Origin of the sequence: Burkholderia sp. SRS-W-2-2016 (assembly GCF_001931485.1) — a bacterium.
In the GTDB taxonomy this organism is placed as follows: Bacteria; Pseudomonadota; Gammaproteobacteria; order Burkholderiales; family Burkholderiaceae; genus Paraburkholderia.
In genome coordinates, this window is record NZ_MSDV01000037.1 from 94,209 (window position 1) to 111,880 (window position 17,672).

At 65.3% G+C, this 17,672-nt stretch carries 14 protein-coding genes; 9 read left to right on the forward strand and 5 right to left on the reverse strand.

Annotated elements, in window-relative coordinates:
• Positions 1–8: 8 nt before the first annotated feature.
• The 3 genes from boxB to BTH42_RS17215 all read right to left on the reverse strand — a co-directional run bounded on the left by boxB (position 9) and on the right by BTH42_RS17215 (position 4,369).
• Positions 9–1,436, reverse strand: a complete 1,428-nt coding sequence (boxB, locus tag BTH42_RS17205; RefSeq protein WP_075301515.1) for a benzoyl-CoA 2,3-epoxidase subunit BoxB — start codon at positions 1,434–1,436, stop codon at positions 9–11.
• 148 nt (positions 1,437–1,584) lie between these two features.
• Positions 1,585–3,255 carry a 2,3-epoxybenzoyl-CoA dihydrolase gene (boxC, locus tag BTH42_RS17210; protein ID WP_075301517.1) on the reverse strand — a complete coding sequence of 557 codons (1,671 nt, stop codon included), beginning with the start codon at positions 3,253–3,255 and terminating at the stop codon, positions 1,585–1,587.
• 118 nt (positions 3,256–3,373) lie between these two features.
• On the reverse strand, positions 3,374–4,369 hold the full coding sequence (locus tag BTH42_RS17215; RefSeq protein WP_075301519.1) for a helix-turn-helix transcriptional regulator: 996 nt from the start codon (positions 4,367–4,369) through the stop codon (positions 3,374–3,376).
• A gap of 213 nt (positions 4,370–4,582) precedes the next feature.
• On the opposite strand from BTH42_RS17215, the gene BTH42_RS17220 reads away from it, so the two are divergent.
• The 5 genes from BTH42_RS17220 to BTH42_RS17240 all read left to right on the forward strand — a co-directional run bounded on the left by BTH42_RS17220 (position 4,583) and on the right by BTH42_RS17240 (position 10,324).
• Positions 4,583–5,050, forward strand: a complete 468-nt coding sequence (locus tag BTH42_RS17220; RefSeq protein ID WP_075301521.1) for a DUF4863 family protein — start codon at positions 4,583–4,585, stop codon at positions 5,048–5,050.
• A 132-nt stretch (positions 5,051–5,182) separates the two neighbouring features.
• Positions 5,183–6,778 (forward strand): benzoate-CoA ligase family protein, encoded by a 1,596-nt coding sequence (locus BTH42_RS17225; RefSeq protein ID WP_075301523.1) that lies wholly within the window; start codon positions 5,183–5,185, stop codon positions 6,776–6,778.
• A gap of 12 nt (positions 6,779–6,790) precedes the next feature.
• Entirely contained in the window at positions 6,791–7,666 is an 876-nt protein-coding gene (locus BTH42_RS17230; RefSeq protein WP_075301525.1) for an alpha/beta fold hydrolase, read from the forward strand.
• A 124-nt stretch (positions 7,667–7,790) separates the two neighbouring features.
• On the forward strand, positions 7,791–8,102 hold the full coding sequence (locus BTH42_RS17235; protein ID WP_075301527.1) for a hypothetical protein: 312 nt from the start codon (positions 7,791–7,793) through the stop codon (positions 8,100–8,102).
• A 104-nt stretch (positions 8,103–8,206) separates the two neighbouring features.
• Positions 8,207–10,324, forward strand: coding sequence for a phosphocholine-specific phospholipase C (locus BTH42_RS17240; protein WP_075301529.1), 2,118 nt, complete (start codon positions 8,207–8,209; stop codon positions 10,322–10,324).
• A gap of 111 nt (positions 10,325–10,435) precedes the next feature.
• On the opposite strand, the gene BTH42_RS17245 is transcribed toward BTH42_RS17240, so the two are convergent.
• The gene (locus tag BTH42_RS17245) at positions 10,436–10,816 is read right to left on the reverse strand and encodes a DUF5594 family protein (protein ID WP_075301531.1); all 381 of its coding nucleotides are present in this window, start codon (positions 10,814–10,816) and stop codon (positions 10,436–10,438) included.
• 303 nt (positions 10,817–11,119) lie between these two features.
• On the opposite strand from BTH42_RS17245, the gene BTH42_RS17250 reads away from it, so the two are divergent.
• The gene (locus BTH42_RS17250; RefSeq protein ID WP_075301533.1) at positions 11,120–11,986 is read left to right on the forward strand and encodes a hypothetical protein; all 867 of its coding nucleotides are present in this window, start codon (positions 11,120–11,122) and stop codon (positions 11,984–11,986) included.
• 29 nt (positions 11,987–12,015) lie between these two features.
• On the opposite strand, the gene BTH42_RS17255 is transcribed toward BTH42_RS17250, so the two are convergent.
• Positions 12,016–12,924, reverse strand: coding sequence for a LysR family transcriptional regulator (locus tag BTH42_RS17255; protein ID WP_075301535.1), 909 nt, complete (start codon positions 12,922–12,924; stop codon positions 12,016–12,018).
• Positions 12,925–13,112: 188 nt separating this feature from the next.
• Here BTH42_RS17255 and BTH42_RS17260 point away from each other — a divergent pair, with 188 nt between their 5' ends.
• The 3 genes from BTH42_RS17260 to BTH42_RS17270 all read left to right on the forward strand — a co-directional run bounded on the left by BTH42_RS17260 (position 13,113) and on the right by BTH42_RS17270 (position 17,669).
• On the forward strand, positions 13,113–15,239 hold the full coding sequence (locus BTH42_RS17260; RefSeq protein ID WP_075301537.1) for a 3-hydroxyacyl-CoA dehydrogenase NAD-binding domain-containing protein: 2,127 nt from the start codon (positions 13,113–13,115) through the stop codon (positions 15,237–15,239).
• A 78-nt stretch (positions 15,240–15,317) separates the two neighbouring features.
• The gene (locus BTH42_RS17265; RefSeq protein WP_075301539.1) at positions 15,318–16,526 is read left to right on the forward strand and encodes an acyl-CoA dehydrogenase family protein; all 1,209 of its coding nucleotides are present in this window, start codon (positions 15,318–15,320) and stop codon (positions 16,524–16,526) included.
• A 12-nt stretch (positions 16,527–16,538) separates the two neighbouring features.
• Positions 16,539–17,669 carry an acyl-CoA dehydrogenase family protein gene (locus BTH42_RS17270; RefSeq protein WP_075301541.1) on the forward strand — a complete coding sequence of 377 codons (1,131 nt, stop codon included), beginning with the start codon at positions 16,539–16,541 and terminating at the stop codon, positions 17,667–17,669.
• The last annotated feature ends 3 nt before the right edge of the window (positions 17,670–17,672 follow it).

Here is a 17,672-nt window from a genome sequence, read left to right on the forward strand (position 1 = left end):
CGCGCGCGTCAGTTGAAGCGCACGTATTCGAAATCGACCGGTTGGCGGTTCACGCCCATTGCCGGCGGCGCGATCCAGTTCGCGAACTTGCCCGGCTCGGCGACGCGCCCCATCAGCGACGCGACGAACGCGCGGTCCTCCGGCGTCGCGAGCCACTTTGCCTCGTTCGCGGCCCATTCGGTCTCGCTGAGCACGCGGCCGTCGGGTGACACGCGCGTGCCCGCGAAGGTGCCGATCTGCCGGTTGAACGCCTTGTGCGGCACCGTCATGCGGAAATCGATGCCGGCCTTTTCCAGCACCTTGTTCCAGCGGCCGACGCCGGCCACCGAATCCTTGATGTAGTCGTCGCGCAGCACTTCGTTCATCGCGTTGAGCATCGGCACCTCGCGCTCGACCAGCTTGCCGTCCTGCACGTCGAGCAGCTTGTAGCTGTGCTCGTTCAGTCGATGATCGTCGTCGCGCTTGCCTTCCTCGTAGCGGCCCTTCAGGCCCGAACTGTAGAACGTCGCCGCATTCGACGAATGATCGGCGCCGAACAGGTCGATCGTCACCGAGTAGTGGAAGTTCAGATAGCGCTGGATCGTCGGCAGATCGATCACGCCGGCCGCGCGCAGCTTCGCGACGTCGTCGGTGCCGAGCTTGTTCATCACCTGCGCGGTGCGCTGGATCACGCGCGACACGCCCGATTCGCCGACGAACATATGATGCGCTTCCTCGGTCAGCATGAACTTCGTGGTACGCGCGAGCGGATCGAAGCCTGACTCGGCAAGCGCCGACAGCTGGAACTTGCCGTCGCGGTCGGTGAAGTACGTGAACATGTAAAACGCGAGCCAGTCCGGCGTTTTCTCGTTGAATGCGCCGAGAATGCGCGGATTGTCGTCGTCGCCCGAACGGCGGCCGAGCAATGCTTCGGCTTCCTCACGACCGTCGCGGCCGAAATAGCGATGCAGCAGATAGACCATCGCCCACAGATGGCGGCCTTCCTCGACATTGACCTGGAACAGGTTGCGCAGATCGTACAGCGACGGCGCGGTGAGCCCGAGGTGGCGCTGCTGCTCGACGGACGCCGGCTCGGTGTCGCCCTGCGTGACGATGATGCGGCGCAGATTCGCGCGATGCTCGCCCGGCACGTCCTGCCACGCGGCTTCGCCCTTGTGCTCGCCGAAATGGATCTTGCGCTCCTGGTCGCCCGGCGTGAGAAAAATGCCCCAACGATACTCGGGCATTTTCACGTAGTCGAAATGCGCCCAGCCGCCGGCGTCGACGCTGGTCGCGGTGCGCAGATACACGTCGTAGCCGTGCGAGCCTTCCGGGCCCATATCGCCCCACCACGACAGAAAGTTCGGTTGCCACTGTTCGAGCGCGCGTTGCAGTGCGCGGTCGTCGGCCAGGTTGACGTTGTTCGGAATCTTTTCGCTGTAGTTGATCGTGGACATGGGTCGGTTTCCTGTGCGAAAGCCGCCGTGGCGAGAGGCGCGTGGCGGCGGGCGGCGTGTTCAGGTGTGCTTCGGGTTTCGGTCCGGGTTGTGCCGGTTCGGCAGGCTGCTCGCATCCTGCACGCGCATCCGGCCTCGGACCGTTTAATCAGACGCGCGACACATCGAATTGCGCTTTGCTGCCCTTGCCGTACACCTTGAGCGCGCCCTTCTCGCCCACCGCGTTCGGCCGGTTGAAAATCCAGTTCTGCCAGGCGGTGAGACGTCCGAAAATGCGCGTCTCCATCGTCTCCGGTCCGTTGAAGCGCAGATTCGCTTCGAGCCCGGTCAGCGCATCCGGCGACATCGCCGCGCGCTCCTCGAGCGCGATGCGGATTTCGTCGGCCCAGTCGATATCGTCCGGCGCCGCGGTGACGAGACCGAGGCGCTCGGCGTCGAGCGGCCTGAGCGGCTGGCCGAGTTGCGCGCGCACCGCGTCGAGCGGTTCGGACTCCTCGTAAAAGCGCCGCGCGAGCCGCGACTGATGCGTAACCAGCGGATACAGACCGAAGTTGACTTCCGACAGCGTCAACGCCGGCTCGTCGTCCTCGTGGTCCGGGAGCGCGGCCATGTAGCTGCGATCGGCGGCGAACGCGATCTCGGCGAACGTGCCGGCGAAACACGAACCCGGTTCGATCAGCGCGAACAGCGAGCGCGACGACACGTCGATACGCGCGAGCGTGCGGCGCAGCATGCCGATCGTCTCGCGCACGAACCAGTGATCCTTGTGCTCCAGCAGCGTCGCGTCGGCCGCGAGTAGATGGCCCGCGTCGCCGCTGGTCTTGAACACCCAGGTGCCAATGTCGAGTTCGTTGGTGCGCATCGACAGGATCGCGTCGTCGAGTTCGCGCGCGAACTGCAGTGGCCACCAGTTCGCGCCGGCCGCGACGATCGCGTCGATGCCGGCAGGCGGTGCGACCTGCGGCGCGCGCGCGGTGAAGGTCGCGACGCGTTTCGCGCGATCGATCGTCACGTCGACGGTTGAATAGCTCAGGCCGTTCTCACGCTCGCTGCGTTCGATGCGCGTGAGCGCGACGCCTTGCGCATCGGCGGGCCGGTCGCTTTGCGCGGCCAGTTCGAGCGCGCGTGCCTGAATCGCCTGCTCGAACCGGTTCGGCTTCACGACTTCATCGACGAGACGCCACGCCTTCGCACGCTCGCCGCGCACGCCTTCGACCACCGTGCAGAAGATATCCGCGCGATCGTGGCGCACGTGGCGCTTGTCGGTCACCCGAGTGAGACCGCCGGTGCCGGGCAGCACGCCGAGCAGCGGCACTTCAGGCAACGATACGGACGACGAACGGTCGTCGATCAGATAGATTTCGTCGCAAGCGAGCGCGAGTTCGTAGCCGCCGCCCGCGCACGAACCGTTCACCGCGGCGAGAAATTTCAGCCCGGAATGACGCGACGAATCTTCGAGGCCGTTGCGGGTCTCGTTGGTGAACTTGCAGAAGTTGACTTTCCACGCGTGCGACGACAAACCGAGCATGAAGATGTTCGCGCCCGAGCAGAACACCCGGTCCTTCAGGCTCGTCACCACCACGGTCCGCACTTCCGGATGCTCGAAGCGGATCCGTTGCAGCGCGTCGTGCAGCTCGATATCGACGCCGAGATCGTACGAATTGAGCTTCAGCTTGTAGCCGTCGCGGATACCGCGGTCCTCGGCGATGTCGATGCCGAGCGTCGCGACCGGGCCGTTAAAACTGAGCTTCCAGTGCTGGTACTGCGACGGGTCGGTGCGGTAGTCGACCGGGGCGACGGCGGGCTGGACTGCGGACATGGGGCGTCTCCTGACTAGCGATGCGAGGCAATTTTTTTGAACAATAGTGCACTGAATTTAACCAGTAAAGCACTTTAGTGCATTTTTACGGGCAAACCCTGACGCACCCACCCCGCTGTCAGTTCACCCGTGCGTCGTCCGCGACCGGCATCGGCGACGCCGCGAGCCGCGCGGCGAGCCGGTCGCGCAACTGCAGATAGGCGTCAGCCAGCGTCTGTTCACTGGTGTCGAACACGAGGTCGGCACGCGCGTACAGTTCGGCGCGCCCGGCGAGGATGCGCTTGAGATCGTCCATCGCCTCGTGATTGCCCGACATCGGCCGCAGATCGCCTTGCGCGACGACGCGGCGCATATGTTCGTCGGGCGTCGCCTGCAACCACACGGTGAAGCAATGCGACAGCAGCGTGTTGAAGGTGCCCGCCTCGGACACCAGCCCGCCCGGCGACGCGATCACCGCGCGCTCGTGTTCATGGATCACCGCGTCGAGCGCGCGCTGCTCGTAGCGCCGGTACGCACTCGCTCCGTACAACGAATGAATTTCCGCCGGCGAGCAACCGGCCAGTTGCTCGATCACCCGCGTCAGCTCGATAAACGGCACCTTGTGCTCCTGCGCGAGCATCCGCCCGAGCGTCGATTTGCCGGCGCCGCGCAGACCGATCAGCGCGATGCGCTCGTTGCGGCGCGGATCGCATGGCGCCTGCGCGAACATCCGCGCCAGCGCGACACGCGCGCGTTGCAGCGCCGCCTGGTCGCGACCCTGCAGCAGTTCGCGGATCAGCAGCCATTCGGCCGACGCAGTGGTTTCGTCGCCGATTATTTCGGCCAACGAACAGTTCAGCGTCGCCGCAAGCTGGCGCAGCACCAGCACCGATGCATTGCCGAGCCCCGACTCCAGATTCGCCAGATGCCGCTCGGACAGACCGGTTTCGACGGCCAGCGTCTTGCGCGTCATGCCGCGGCGCGCGCGCAGCAGGCGCACGCGCTCGCCCATCGCGGTCAGAAACGGGTCGCGCTCCTCGCGCTCATCTCGCTGCGCGCCGTGCTCGACGCGGCCCGGGTCGGCATCATCGACCTCCGCGGATGAGGGCTTTCCCGGAGAGTACTTTTGATTCATGTTCGGCGACCTCCCGACTTTGACGCATGTACTATAGTGCTTGACAGGCGGCAAGTGAACGGTTTAATTTTCGCCAAACGCAGATTCAAACAAACAATCGCGCGCAGCCGAGCAAGCCCGGCTGCGTCATGGAGACCGCGCGGCAGCACGCCTGCACGAAAGTGCCGGTGCACGGGGCACGTACCCCGCGCTCGCGCGCATCTGGAGGCTCGCATGTCCCCACAGGATTTCCAGCACCTGATCGCAGGCGTGACCGGGCAACTGGCCGGGCGGCCGCTCGACGCCGGGCTCGCCGCGTGGCTGAACGACACCTGGCCCGCCGACAGCCCGACTTTCCAGCAACTGGCCAGCGCGTGCCGCAGCGGCATCGCCAGCGGCTGGATGTGCAACCGCGAAGGCGGCGGCATCCGCTACGGCCGCGTGTTCAAGGCGCTGCCCGAGACCCACGGCTTTTCGGTCGACGTCGTCGACATGCAGGACATCGCCGGTCCGCACCACGTCCATCCGCACGGCGAAATCGACCTGATCATGCCGCTCACCGAAGGCGCGACGTTCGATGGCCACCCGGCCGGCTGGTGCGTGTACGGGCCCGGCTCCGCGCATCGGCCGACGGTCGCCAACGGCCAGGCGCTGGTGCTGTATCTGCTGCCGCAAGGCGCGATCGAATTCACGCGCGCGTGAGCGGCGCGCCGCGCACACCACGCCACGCCACGCGAACAGTTCGCAGCCCAGACCACATCACCCGAGCAATTCGCAGCGAGCGGATCACGAGCACATAACAGCCGGACCGCGCCCCACGGATGGAGGAGACATATGGAAGCCCTGCTGGAAAAGGCCGAGCCGCAGCCGGTCGCGCCGCCGCCGTCGTTCAACTTCGCCGCGCATCTGTTCCAGCTGAACGAGGCGCGCGCGAGCAAGCCCGCCTATCTCGACGATCACGGCGCGCTGACTTATGGAGAACTCGAACAACGCGCGCGACGCTGCGCCAGCGCGCTGCGGGCACTCGGCGTGCACCCCGAGGAGCGCGTGCTGCTGGTGATGCTCGATACCGTGTCGCTGCCGGTCGCGTTTCTCGGCGCGCTGTACGCGGGCATCGTGCCGGTCGTCGCCAACACGCTGCTGGGCGCCGCCGACTACGCGTACATGCTGACGCACAGCCATGCACGCGCGGCGATCGTTTCGGAACCCTTATTGCCCAACGTGCTCGATGCGCTCGCCAGCGTCGAGCACGACGGTTGCCAGTTGCTGGTGTCGCAACCGTACGGCACCGCCGCGGCTGCAACCTCTGCGCTTGCCGCACCGCGCTTCGAAACGCTGCTCGACGCGGCGCCGCCCGCGCCCAAAGCCAGCCCGACCAACGCCGACGACATCGCGTTCTGGCTGTATTCGTCGGGCTCGACCGGCAAACCGAAAGGCACCGTGCACACGCACGCGAATCTGTACTGGACCGCCGAGTTGTACGGCAAACCGGTGCTCGGTATCGTCGAAAGCGACGTGGTGTTTTCGGCGGCGAAACTGTTCTTCGCGTACGGACTCGGCAATGCGCTGACCTTTCCGCTGTCGGTCGGCGCGACCGCGATCCTGATGGCCGAGCGCCCCACCGCCGACGCGATTTTCACGCGCCTCGTCCGGCATCGGCCGACCGTGTTTTACGGCGTGCCGACGCTGTACGCGAACATGCTGGTGTCGCCGAATCTGCCGGCGCGCGCGGACGTCGCGATACGGATCTGCGCATCCGCCGGCGAAGCGTTGCCGCGCGAAGTCGGCGAGCGCTTCACCGCGCACTTCGGCGCCGAGATTCTCGACGGCATCGGCTCGACCGAAATGCTGCACATCTTCCTGTCGAATCGGCCGGGCGAAGTCGAGTACGGCACGACCGGGCGCCCGGTGCCGGGCTACGAAGTGGAATTGCGCGACGAAGCGGGACAGCCGGTGGCCGACGGCGAAGTCGGCGACCTGTTCATCAAGGGGCCGAGCGCCGCGCTGATGTACTGGAACAATCGCGAGAAAACCCGCGCGACCTTTCTCGGCGAATGGATCAGAAGCGGCGACAAATACCGGCGCCTCGCGAACGGCTGCTATGTGTACGCGGGCCGCAGCGACGACATGCTGAAAGTAAGCGGCCAGTACGTGTCGCCGGTCGAAGTCGAGATGGTGCTGGTCGAACATCCGGCGGTGCTCGAAGCGGCGGTGGTCGGCGTTGCGCGCGACGGCCTCGTGAAGACCCGCGCGTTCGTCGTGCTCAAGCGCGAGTTCGCGCCGTCTGAGATACTCGCGGACGAACTGAAGGCCTTCGTCAAGGGACGGCTCGCGCCGCACAAGTATCCGCGCGACATCGTGTTCGCCGACGACCTGCCGAAGACCGCCACCGGCAAGATTCAACGCTTCAAGCTACGCGAACTGTCATGAGGTAATCGATCGATGCAGAACCCCGCTTCCGCTGTGGCCGCTTCCATTGCCCCCGCTAATGCATCCGCGAATGCGCCCTCTGCCGCGAGCCGCTTCGCCGAATTGCCGGCGAGCGCGTCGCATGGGCCGCTGCGCATCGAATATCGCTGGGTCAACGAAGCCGCGGAAGATGCGCCGATCGCGCTGTTTCTGCACGAAGGTCTGGGTTCGATCGCGATGTGGCGCGACTGGCCGCAACGCTTGTGCGAACAGCTCGGTATGCGCGGGCTCGTCTATTCGCGGCCCGGCTATGGTCTGTCGACGCCACGCGAGCCGCACGTGAAATGGCCGGTCGATTTCATGACCGCGCAGGCGCGCGACGTTCTTCCCGCGCTGCTCGACGCGCTCGCGATCGATACGCAGCAGCGCCGGCGCATGTGGGTGATCGGCCATAGCGACGGCGGCTCGATCGCGCTGCTATACGCGGCGCTCCATCCGCACGCGCTGGCGGGCGCGGTCGTGATCGCACCACATGTGTTCGTCGAAGACATCTCGGTGGAAAGCATCGCGCAGACCAAGCAGCTTTACGAAACCACCGACCTGCGCGCGAAGCTCGCCCGCTATCACGCGGACGTCGATTCCGCGTTCTACGGCTGGAACGACGTCTGGCTCGATCCGGCGTTCAGGCAGTGGTCGATCGTCGACGCACTCGCGCCGATCGAGAGGCCGCTGCTCGCGATCCAGGGCCACGACGACAACTACGGGACGATGGCGCAGATCGACACGATCGCCGCGCGCGTACCGCACGCCCGGCTCGTCAAACTCGATGCGTGCGGACACTCGCCGCATCGCGATGCACCCGCCGCCCTCAACGACGCGATCGCCGCGTTCGTCTGCGCACAGCAATAAACGCCACCGCGCGGCTCTTGCGCATTCTTCATAAAAATTACACGGTTCGGCACTTATGCTCACGCATCGCTGACCTCGGCACATGGATGCCCAGGCATCCCTTCCCCGTGCCGGAGACAGTGCCATGCCCTTCGTGTCGAAGCCGTTCCGTGCGCCGTCGCGCAAACGTTTGGCGTGCGCACTGACGATCGGCGTGCTGTGCGCGCTCGTCGCCGGATGCGGCAACGACGATAAAGCCGCTGACACCCCTACGCTCAGTGCTACTGAGCATCCCACCGCCAACAGCTTCAACGCAGCGGGCAACACATCGCCGGGCGCACCCGCGCCGGCCATCCTGACGATCGAGACCCCAGCGGCTTCCACGTCCGACGCCGGCACCGCGCTGTCGGCGACCGCGCCGCCGCTCGCGACGCCCGTAATCCACAGCGTGGATTGATCTGGCGCGTTCGCGCGGCGGCCGGCCTGTCCGCGCGCGAACGTGCAGCAAGCAGTACTTCCTCGTCGTCTCCCTTTTTTCCACCGAAGATCAACGCCACCACCATGACCTCAAAAAACCGCCGTGATTTTCTACGCTCGGCCGCGCAAGCCGCCGGTTCGTTCACCGCGCTCAGCATGCTGCCCGCCGGCATTCGCAACGCACTCGCGATTCCGGCCAACAACCGCACCGGCACGATCCGCGACGTCGAACACATCGTCGTGCTGATGCAGGAAAACCGCTCGTTCGATCATTACTTCGGCTCGCTCAAAGGCGTGCGCGGCTTCGGCGATACGCGCGCGATCAAGCTCGCGAACGGCCAGCCGGTCTGGTATCAGCCGCTCACCACCGATACCGCCGGCGCGAACTATGTTCTGCCGTTTCGCCCGAGCGCGCCGAACCTCGGCCTGCAATTCCTGCAGGATCTCGCGCACGACTGGGGCAGCACGCAGGCCGCGTGCAACGGCGGACGCAACGATCAGTGGGTGCCGCAAAAAGGCGCGACGACGATGGCCTATCTGACGCGCGAGGACATGCCGTTCCACTATCAGCTCGCCGACGCGTTCACCATCTGCGACGCGTACCACTGCTCGCTGATGGGGCCGACCGATCCGAACCGCTACTACATGTGGAGCGGCTGGGTCGGCAACGACGGCAGCGGCGGCGGTCCGGTGATCGACAACTCGGAACTCGGCTACGGCTGGTCGACGTACCCGGAAGTGCTGCAAAACGCGGGCATCTCGTGGAAGATCTATCAGGACATCGGCACCGGCCTCGATGCAAACGGTTCGTGGGGCTGGACGCAGAACGCGTACATCGGCAACTACGGCGACAACTCGCTGCTGTACTTCAACCAGTATCGCAACGCGCAGCCGGGCAATCCGCTGTATGACAACGCGCGCACCGGCACCAACGCGGCAAAGGGCGACGGCTATTTCGACATCCTCAAGCGCGACGTGCAGAACAACGCGCTGCCGCAGGTGTCGTGGATCGTCGCGCCGGAAGCGTACTCCGAGCATCCGAACTGGCCGACCAACTACGGCGCGTGGTACATCGATCAGGTGCTGCAGATCCTCACGTCGAATCCCGAGGTGTGGAGCAAGACCGTGCTGCTGATCAACTACGACGAAAACGACGGCTTCTTCGATCACGTCGCCGCGCCGTTCGCGGCCGCGTCGAGCGCGAACGGTCTGTCGACTGTCGACACCACGCACGAAATCTATCCGGGCGATGCGAAGACCGCGGCCGCGCCGTACGGGCTCGGACCGCGCGTGCCGATGCTGGTCGTGTCGCCGTGGTCGAAAGGCGGCTATGTGTGCTCGGAACTGTTCGACCATACGTCGGTGATCCGCTTCATCGAAAAACGTTTCGGGGTCCATCACAATCTCGACGAATCGAACATCACGCCGTGGCGTCGCGCGGTGTGCGGCGATCTGACTTCGGCGTTCGACTTCGCGAATCCGAACGCGGCGGTGCCGTCGCTGCCGCGCACGAGCGGCTACGTGCCGGCCGATCAGCAGCGCCACGACGACTACAAACCGCAGCCGCCCGCCGTGCAAACGATGCCGAAACAGGAAGCCGGCGTGCGTCCCGCGCGCGCGTTGCCCTATGAACTGTTCGTGCGCGCGGACGAAGGCGCGAACGGCAAACTGACGCTGCGCTTTATCAATACCGGTAGCGCGGGCGCGGTGTTCCTCGTGTATGCGGCCAATAGCGCGAATGCGCCGCTCAGCTATACGGTCGAAGCGGGCAAGCGTCTGCAGGACACGTTGGCGCTCAATGCGGACGGCAGCTACGACTTCACCGTGCACGGTCCGAACGGCTTCCTGCGCCGCTTCGCCGGCAAGGTGGCCGCGCACGGCGGTGGCCATCGCGCCGATAGCGCGCGGCCGGATGTCGCCGATGGTTACGACGTCGCGAACGGCAATCTGCAACTGCGGCTCGAGAACGTCGGCAGCGCCCGTTGCCAGTTCACGATCGTCAATGCATACGATCCGAAGCATCCGATCCGCCACACGGTGCGCGGCGGCGATCACGACGGGTTGTACCTCGATCTGCGCAACGCGCACGGCTGGTACGACCTGGCGATCACCGTCGATACCGACCCGGCGTTCGCGCGACGCCTTGCCGGCCACGTGGAAACCGGCAACAGCAGCATGAGCGATCCGGCGTTGGGCGGTTAAGCGTTTCGGCGCGCTTTCATGAAGCGCGTTTGAAAAAGCAACGGCCGCTGCGTGTCTGCACGCAGCGGCCGTCATTTACCTGTGCTTCGAATTGCAGACTCGAGAGGAATGCTACGCTTCGAAATCGAGGCCCCCGATCAACGCGATCGGATCGCCCTGCGTATGCGTGAGGAAATCGAGTTCGCGCGCCTGGGTCCATGCGTTGAGCTTGCGCGGCAGCGCGGCCAGATAGCGGGCGAAGCGCGCGCCGCCCTGCTCGTTAATCAGCCGCTCGATTTCGTCGCTGTCCCACGTCAGATAGAGGTTCAACGGATACGGATAGTGGCCGAGGTCATCGAGCGGCGCCGCGTGAATGCGCACCCGCGTCGGTTCGCCGTGGCCGCCGTGCGGCAACACATCGGTATGCACGGTCTTCGCGAAACACGCGGCGATCGCTTCGGCGATGCGCGGCGCGAACTGCTGGTCGAAACGAATGGCACTCTCCGGGCGCATCCAGTGTCTCCGATGTTCGTTTAATTGGTCGTCGTGAGTGGGTGATCGTAGCATGGGCATTTCTGAATAAGCCCCCCGCCTTTGTGTTTTCACACCCCTGTCCTGTGCCGCCAAACCTGGCGCATATGACATAACCCAGACCAGATCCGCCTATTGATCCGCCGCGACTCAACGATTCGCGACAACTCCTGTGCAATTCCGGCCCTTTACATCTGACGTTCTCCAGGCGGGACTAGCATCGATACTGGTTGACGTAACGCGCCGGTTGCGTCGCGTCGCTCGATTGTTTTTCCCGGAAGGCTTATGAGCAAGGCAAGATTCGCATCGTTCTGGCATGGCCCGGAACTCTCCCCGTATGAAATCGCCTGTCTGAATTCGTTCACGTTGTATGGCAGCGAGGTCGCGCTCTACAGTTACGAGCCGATCGCCAATCTGCCGCCGCGCGTGATCGCGAAGGACGCGAGCGCGATTTTGCCGCGCGATTCGCTGAACGATTTTCCGATTCACGGTGTGCCGTCGATGGCGCACTTCACCGACTATTTCCGCTTCGTGATGTTCACGAAGACCGACGAAATCTGGGTCGACACCGACCTGCTGCTGTTGCGCGATTTCGACCTCAGCGCCAAAGGCGATTTGATCGGCCGGGAAACGCCGACCAGCATCTGCACCGCGCTGTTGCGGCTCGATCCGGATCATCCGCGCCTGAGCGATCTGATCCTGCGCGTCGAAGCGATGAAAGGCACCGAGATCAAATGGGGCGCCACCGGTCCGCGCCTGCTGACCGCCGTCTACGGCGTGAAAGCCGGCCTGCCGGAAAGCCTGTTCTATCCGGTGCATTTCGACGACTACTACAAGCCGTTCCTGCCGCGCTATTTCGACGAATGCGCGGCGCTCTGTTCCGATGCGTACACGCTGCATCTGTGGAACAACCGCGTCGTCAAAATGGGCCTGTTCAAGCGCATCGGCCCGCCGGTCGGCTCGTTCCTGCATCACGTGTTCGAGCAGACCGGCGCGAACGGGATGTTCCGCGAGTTCTACCCCACCAACGTGATGCAAACGATGATCGACAACGCGGTCGAAAAAGTCGGTAGCGATGAGGGCGTGCGCAAGCTGCTGCGCGTCGGCGTGCCGATGGTCACGACGGCGATCGTGCGCCGCTTCGGTGCCTAACCACCGATGCGCCTCTATGCGCGCAACCGCTACTGTTCTCGCGCGTTTTGCGCGGCGTGAGTCTGCTCGAGAATGAATTCGATGAACGTCGCGGCCGCGCGCGTGTGATGCCGGTTCGGCATATACAGCATGTACATGTGAGTACCGAAGATGCTAAGCCGCCATTCGTCGAGCGCGGTCAGCACTTCGCCGCGCTTCAGAACGTCCTGCACCACGTAGTCGGGCACGAGTCCGACACCCAGACCGGCCAGCACGGCCTGGCGCAAAAATAGAAAGTTTTCCGAAATAATCGTCGGTTCGAGCAGTACCTCGTGCCGCTCGTCGCGCAGATAGGCGGCGAGCCGCAGCTGTTTGCCGATCACCGCCGCGGTGATCAGCGGCGCGGCGCGCAGATCGTCGAGCGTCACCGGCATCCCATGCGTTTGCGCGAACTCCTGCGACGCGCACGCGACATAACGGACCGGCCCCATATCGCGCGCGACCAGATTCTGCGGCGGCTCCGACATCACCCGCACCGCGATATCGACCTCGTCGCGCAACAGATCCTCGACACGGTTCTCGAACATCACATCGAGCACGATGCCCGGGTACAGCCGCTTGAACGCGATCAGCCAGTCGGACATCACCAGTTGGCCATAGCCGCTCGGCACGCTGAGCCGCACCCGCCCCTGCAGACTCTGGCCCAGCGTGGTCACCGACTCGCGCGCGGCCAGCAGCGCGTTCTGAATGGTGCGACCGTGCTCGTAGAGCCGCAGCCCGATCTCGGTCGGCTCGACGCGGCGCGTGGTCCGCCGCACCAGTTGCAGACCGACCGAGCGCTCGAGCTGGTTCAGGTGATAGCTGACGTTCGCGCGGCTCATCTTCAGCCGGCGCGCGGCCTCGCTCAGATTGCCGGCGTCGAGGATATCGACCAGCAAGGTCAGGGAATTGACGTCCATCGTCGCGTCGTTGTCAAAATAATTTTGACAGTCTGTCAATCATCCATGTGATTGTCAACGAACCTTGACCACTCCAGAATGGGATCATCGGGCGCGCGTTTTTCCGCGGATTTCGCGTTTTTTTGCGTTTTCTGCATGTACCGCCGACGCACGCGCCCTCGCCAATCGAACCAACAGGAGACGCCCCGATGACCCTTCCCCTTTCAGCCGACGTCGTTACGCGCGAATTGCGCGGCAAGGTGCTGCTCGTCACGATCGACCATCCGCCGGTCAACGCGCTGTCGGCCGACGTGCGACGCGGCCTGCTCGCGGCGATCGAAGCCGCCGATGCCGAGCCCGCGATCGACGCCGTGCTGCTGATCGGCGCGGGGCGCAACTTCATCGCCGGCGCGGACATTCGCGAGTTCGGCAAGCCGCCGGTTGCGCCCGCGCTGCCGGACGTGTGCAACCGCATCGAGGCGTGCGGCAAGCCGGTGATCGCGGCGCTGCACGGCGCGGCGCTCGGCGGCGGCCTCGAAGTCGCGCTCGCCGCGCATTACCGGATTGCGGTCGACGGCGCGAAGCTCGGCCTGCCCGAAGTGCAGCTCGGTCTGCTGCCGGGTGCCGGCGGCACCCAGCGCACCCCGCGTCTGATCGGTGCGCAGGCCGCGCTCGATCTGATCCTGAGCGGCCGGCACGCGAGCGCGAAAGAAGCGCTCGCGCTGGGCCTGATCGATCGCATCGGCACGAGCGACGACATCCTCGCCGAAGGCCTCGCGTACGTGCACGAACTGCTGGCCGCCCATGCGCCGGTACGACGCACACGCGATGCCGCCGCGCTCGCGGATCGCGCGGCGAGCGTGGCCGCGATCGCCGCCGCGCGCGAGCAGACCGCGAAGAAATCGCGCGGCCTGTTCTCGCCGCTGAAGATCGTCGACGCAGTCGAAGCCGCGCTCGAACAATCCTTCGACGAAGGCCTGAAAACCGAGCGCAAGCTGTTTCTGCAATGCGTCGACAGTCCGCAACGCGCGGGGCTGATCCATGCGTTCTTTGCCGAACGCGAAGTGGTGAAGGCGCCGGAAACACGCGACGCGAAACCGCGCGCGCTGAACTCGCTGGGCGTGATCGGCGGCGGCACGATGGGCGCCGGTATCGCGGTCGCGGCGCTCGATGCGGGCCTGCCGGTGACGATGATCGAACGCGACGACACGGCGCTCGCGCGCGGCCGCGCGCACATCGAAAAGGTCTACGACGGCCTGATCGCGAAGGGGCGCATGAGCGCGGAGAAGAAAGCCGCGACGCTGGCGCGCTGGAGCGGCAGCACCTCGTACGATGCGCTCGCGCACGTCGACCTCGTGATCGAAGCGGTATTCGAGGACCTCGACGTGAAGAAGGCGGTGTTCGCCGAACTCGACCGCGTCTGCAAGCCGGGCGCGGTGCTCGCGACCAACACGTCGTATCTCGACATCGACGCGATCGCCGCCAGTATTTCCCGCCCCGCCGACGTGATCGGCCTGCACTTCTTTTCGCCGGCCAACATCATGAAGCTGCTCGAAGTGGTGGTGCCGAAACAGGTCAGCGCGGACGTGGTCGCGACCGCGTTCGAGCTCGCGAAGAAGCTGCGCAAAACGCCGGTGCGCGCGGGCGTGTGCGACGGCTTCATCGGCAACCGGGTGCTCGCCGTGTATCGCGCCGCCGCCGACGCACTGATGGAAGACGGCGCGTCGCCCTATCAGATCGACGCGGCGGTACGCGCATTCGGCTTTCCGATGGGCCCGTTCCAGGTGGTCGATCTCGCCGGCGGCGACATCGGCTGGGCCGCACGCAAACGCCGCGCGGCGACCCGCAATCCGGACGCGCGCTACGTGCAGATCGCCGATCGTCTGTGCGAGCGCGGCTGGTTCGGCCAGAAGACCGGCCGCGGCTTTTATCTGTACCCCGAAGGATCGCGCAGCGGCACGCCGGACCCCGAGGTCGACGCGATCATCGACGCCGAACGCCAACGCGCCGGCATCACGCCGCGCAGCTTCACGGACGAAGAAATCATCCGCCGCTATATGGCCGCGATGATCAACGAAGGCGCGAACGTCGTGCACGAAGGCATCGCGCTGCGCCCGCTCGACGTCGACGTCACCTTCCTGTACGGCTACGGCTTTCCGCGCTACCGCGGCGGCCCGATGAAATACGCGGACATGGTCGGCCTGCCGACGATACTCGCGGACATCCGCGCATTCGCGAAAGAAGATCCGCTGTTCTGGCGGCCGTCGCCGCTGCTGGTCGAACTGGTCGAACGCGGCGCGGATTTCGCGAGCCTGAACAGCACCGCGCAAGCGTAGCCGTCATTCACCGCAGCGCGACCGGCGCCGCTTGGCGTTGCGAGCGCCGGTCTACTGAACTCCCACGGAATAACCGCGATGGATCTGAACTTCACCCCCGACGAAGAAGCGTTTCGCACCGACGTGCTGGCGTTTCTGCGCGACCACCTCCCGCAGCGCCTGGCCGACAAGGTCCACGGCGGCCGCCGTCTGACACGCGACGATATGGCCGAATGGCACGCGATCCTGCACCGCCAGGGCTGGCTCGCGAACCACTGGCCGAAGGAGTACGGCGGCCCCGGCTGGAACGCGGTGCAAAAATTCATCTTCGAAAACGAATGCGCGCTGGCCGGCGCGCCGCGCGTCGTGCCGTTCGGCGTCAACATGCTCGGCCCGGTGCTGATCAAATACGGCAACGAAGAGCAGAAACGCCACTGGCTGCCGCGCATTCTCGACGGCTCGGACTGGTGGTGCCAGGGCTACTCGGAACCGGGCGCCGGCTCCGATCTCGCATCGGTCAAGACCACCGCGGTGCGCGGCATGGACGCCCTGGGCGAGCACTACATCGTCAACGGCCAGAAGACGTGGACCACGCTCGGCCACTACGCGAACATGATCTTCTGCCTCGTGCGCACCGCGACCGACGTGCGCAAGCAGGAAGGCATCAGCTTTCTGCTGATCGACATGAACACGCCGGGCGTCGAAGTCCGGCCGATCATCACGCTCGACGGTGAACATGAGGTCAACGAAGTGTTCTTCACCGACGTGCGCGTGCCGGTCGAGAACCTCGTCGGCGAACAGAACAAGGGCTGGACCTACGCGAAATATCTGCTCACGTATGAGCGCACCAATATCGCGGGCGTCGGCTTCTCGGTCGCCGCGTTCAACCGCTTGCGCAAGATCGCCGCGAAGCAGCGGCGCAACGGCCGCCCGCTCGCTGACGACCCCGCGTTCGCCGCGCGCATGGCGCGCGTCGAGATCGACCTCGAGAACATGAAGACCACCAACCTGCGCGTGATCGCGGCGGTCGCGGGCGGCGGCGTGCCCGGCGCCGAAAGTTCGATGCTGAAGATTCGCGGCACCGAGATCCGCCAGGAAATCTCGTCGCTGACGCGCCGCGCGATGGGCGCGTATGCGCAGCCGTTCGTCGAGGAAGCGCTGCACGAAGGTTTCGACGGCGTGCCGGTCGGACCCGACGAAGCGGCGAGCGCCGCGTCGTTGTACTTCAACAATCGCAAGCTGTCGATCTTCGGCGGCTCGAACGAAATCCAGAAGAACATCATTTCCAAAATGATCCTCGGACTGTAAGAGGCGCACGTCATGAACTTTCAGCACACCGAAGACCGCCGCATGCTGGCGGATACGCTGAACCGCTTTGTCAGCGAGCAATACGGCTTTGCGACGCACGATGCGATCGCGCGCTCGGCGCAGGGCTTCAGCACCGAACTGTGGGCGCGCTTTGCGGAGCTCGGCGTGATCGGCGCGTTATTCGATGAGGCGAGCGGCGGGTACGGCGGCAGCGGCTTCGATATCGCCGTTGTGTTCGAGAGCCTCGGACGCGGTCTCGTCGTCGAACCGTTTCTCGATACGTTGATCGTCGGTCGGGCGCTCGCGCGCAGCGGCAGCGACGCGCAGCAGGCACTGGTGGCGTCGCTGATCGACGGCTCGAGGATCGTCGCGCTCGCGCATGGCGAACCGGATAGTCATTACGAACTCTCGCGCGTGACGACCCGGGTGCAACGCGACGGCAACGGCTGGACGTTGAACGGCGCGAAGGCAGTGGTCCAGCACGGCGAGCACGCATCGCACTTCCTCGTCTCGGCGCGCACCAGTGGAGACGAAGATGACGAAACCGGCATTTCGCTGTTCCTGGTTGCGCGCGATGCCGCGGGAGTTGGCGTGCGCGGCTATCGCAAGATCGACGGCGGCCGCGCGGCCGAAGTCAGCTTCGACAACGTCCGGCTAGGCGACGATGCGCTGCTCGGCCCGGCCGACCAGGGCTTCGCGACGCTCGAATACGCAGTCAGTTGCGGCGTGCTTGCGCTATGCGCGGAAGCGGTCGGCGCGATGGACGTCGCCAAGGACTATACGCTCGACTACCTGCGCACCCGCAAACAGTTCGGTGTGCCAATCGGTAGCTTCCAGGCGTTGCAGCACCGGATGGCCGACCTGCTGCTCGAAATCGAACAGGCGCGCTCGGCGGTGATCAACGCGGCGGCCGCGCTCGACGGCGACCGTCATGCGCGCGAGCGCGCAGCGTCGGCGGCGAAGTACAGCATCGGGCGGATCGGCACGCTCGTCGCCGAGGAGTGCATCCAGTTGCATGGCGGGATCGGGATGACGTGGGAACTGCCGCTCGCGCATTACGCGAAGCGGCTCGTGATGATCGATCATCAGTTGGGGGATGAGGATCATCATCTCGAGCGGTTTGTGGCGTTGGGGGCGGGTTGAGGG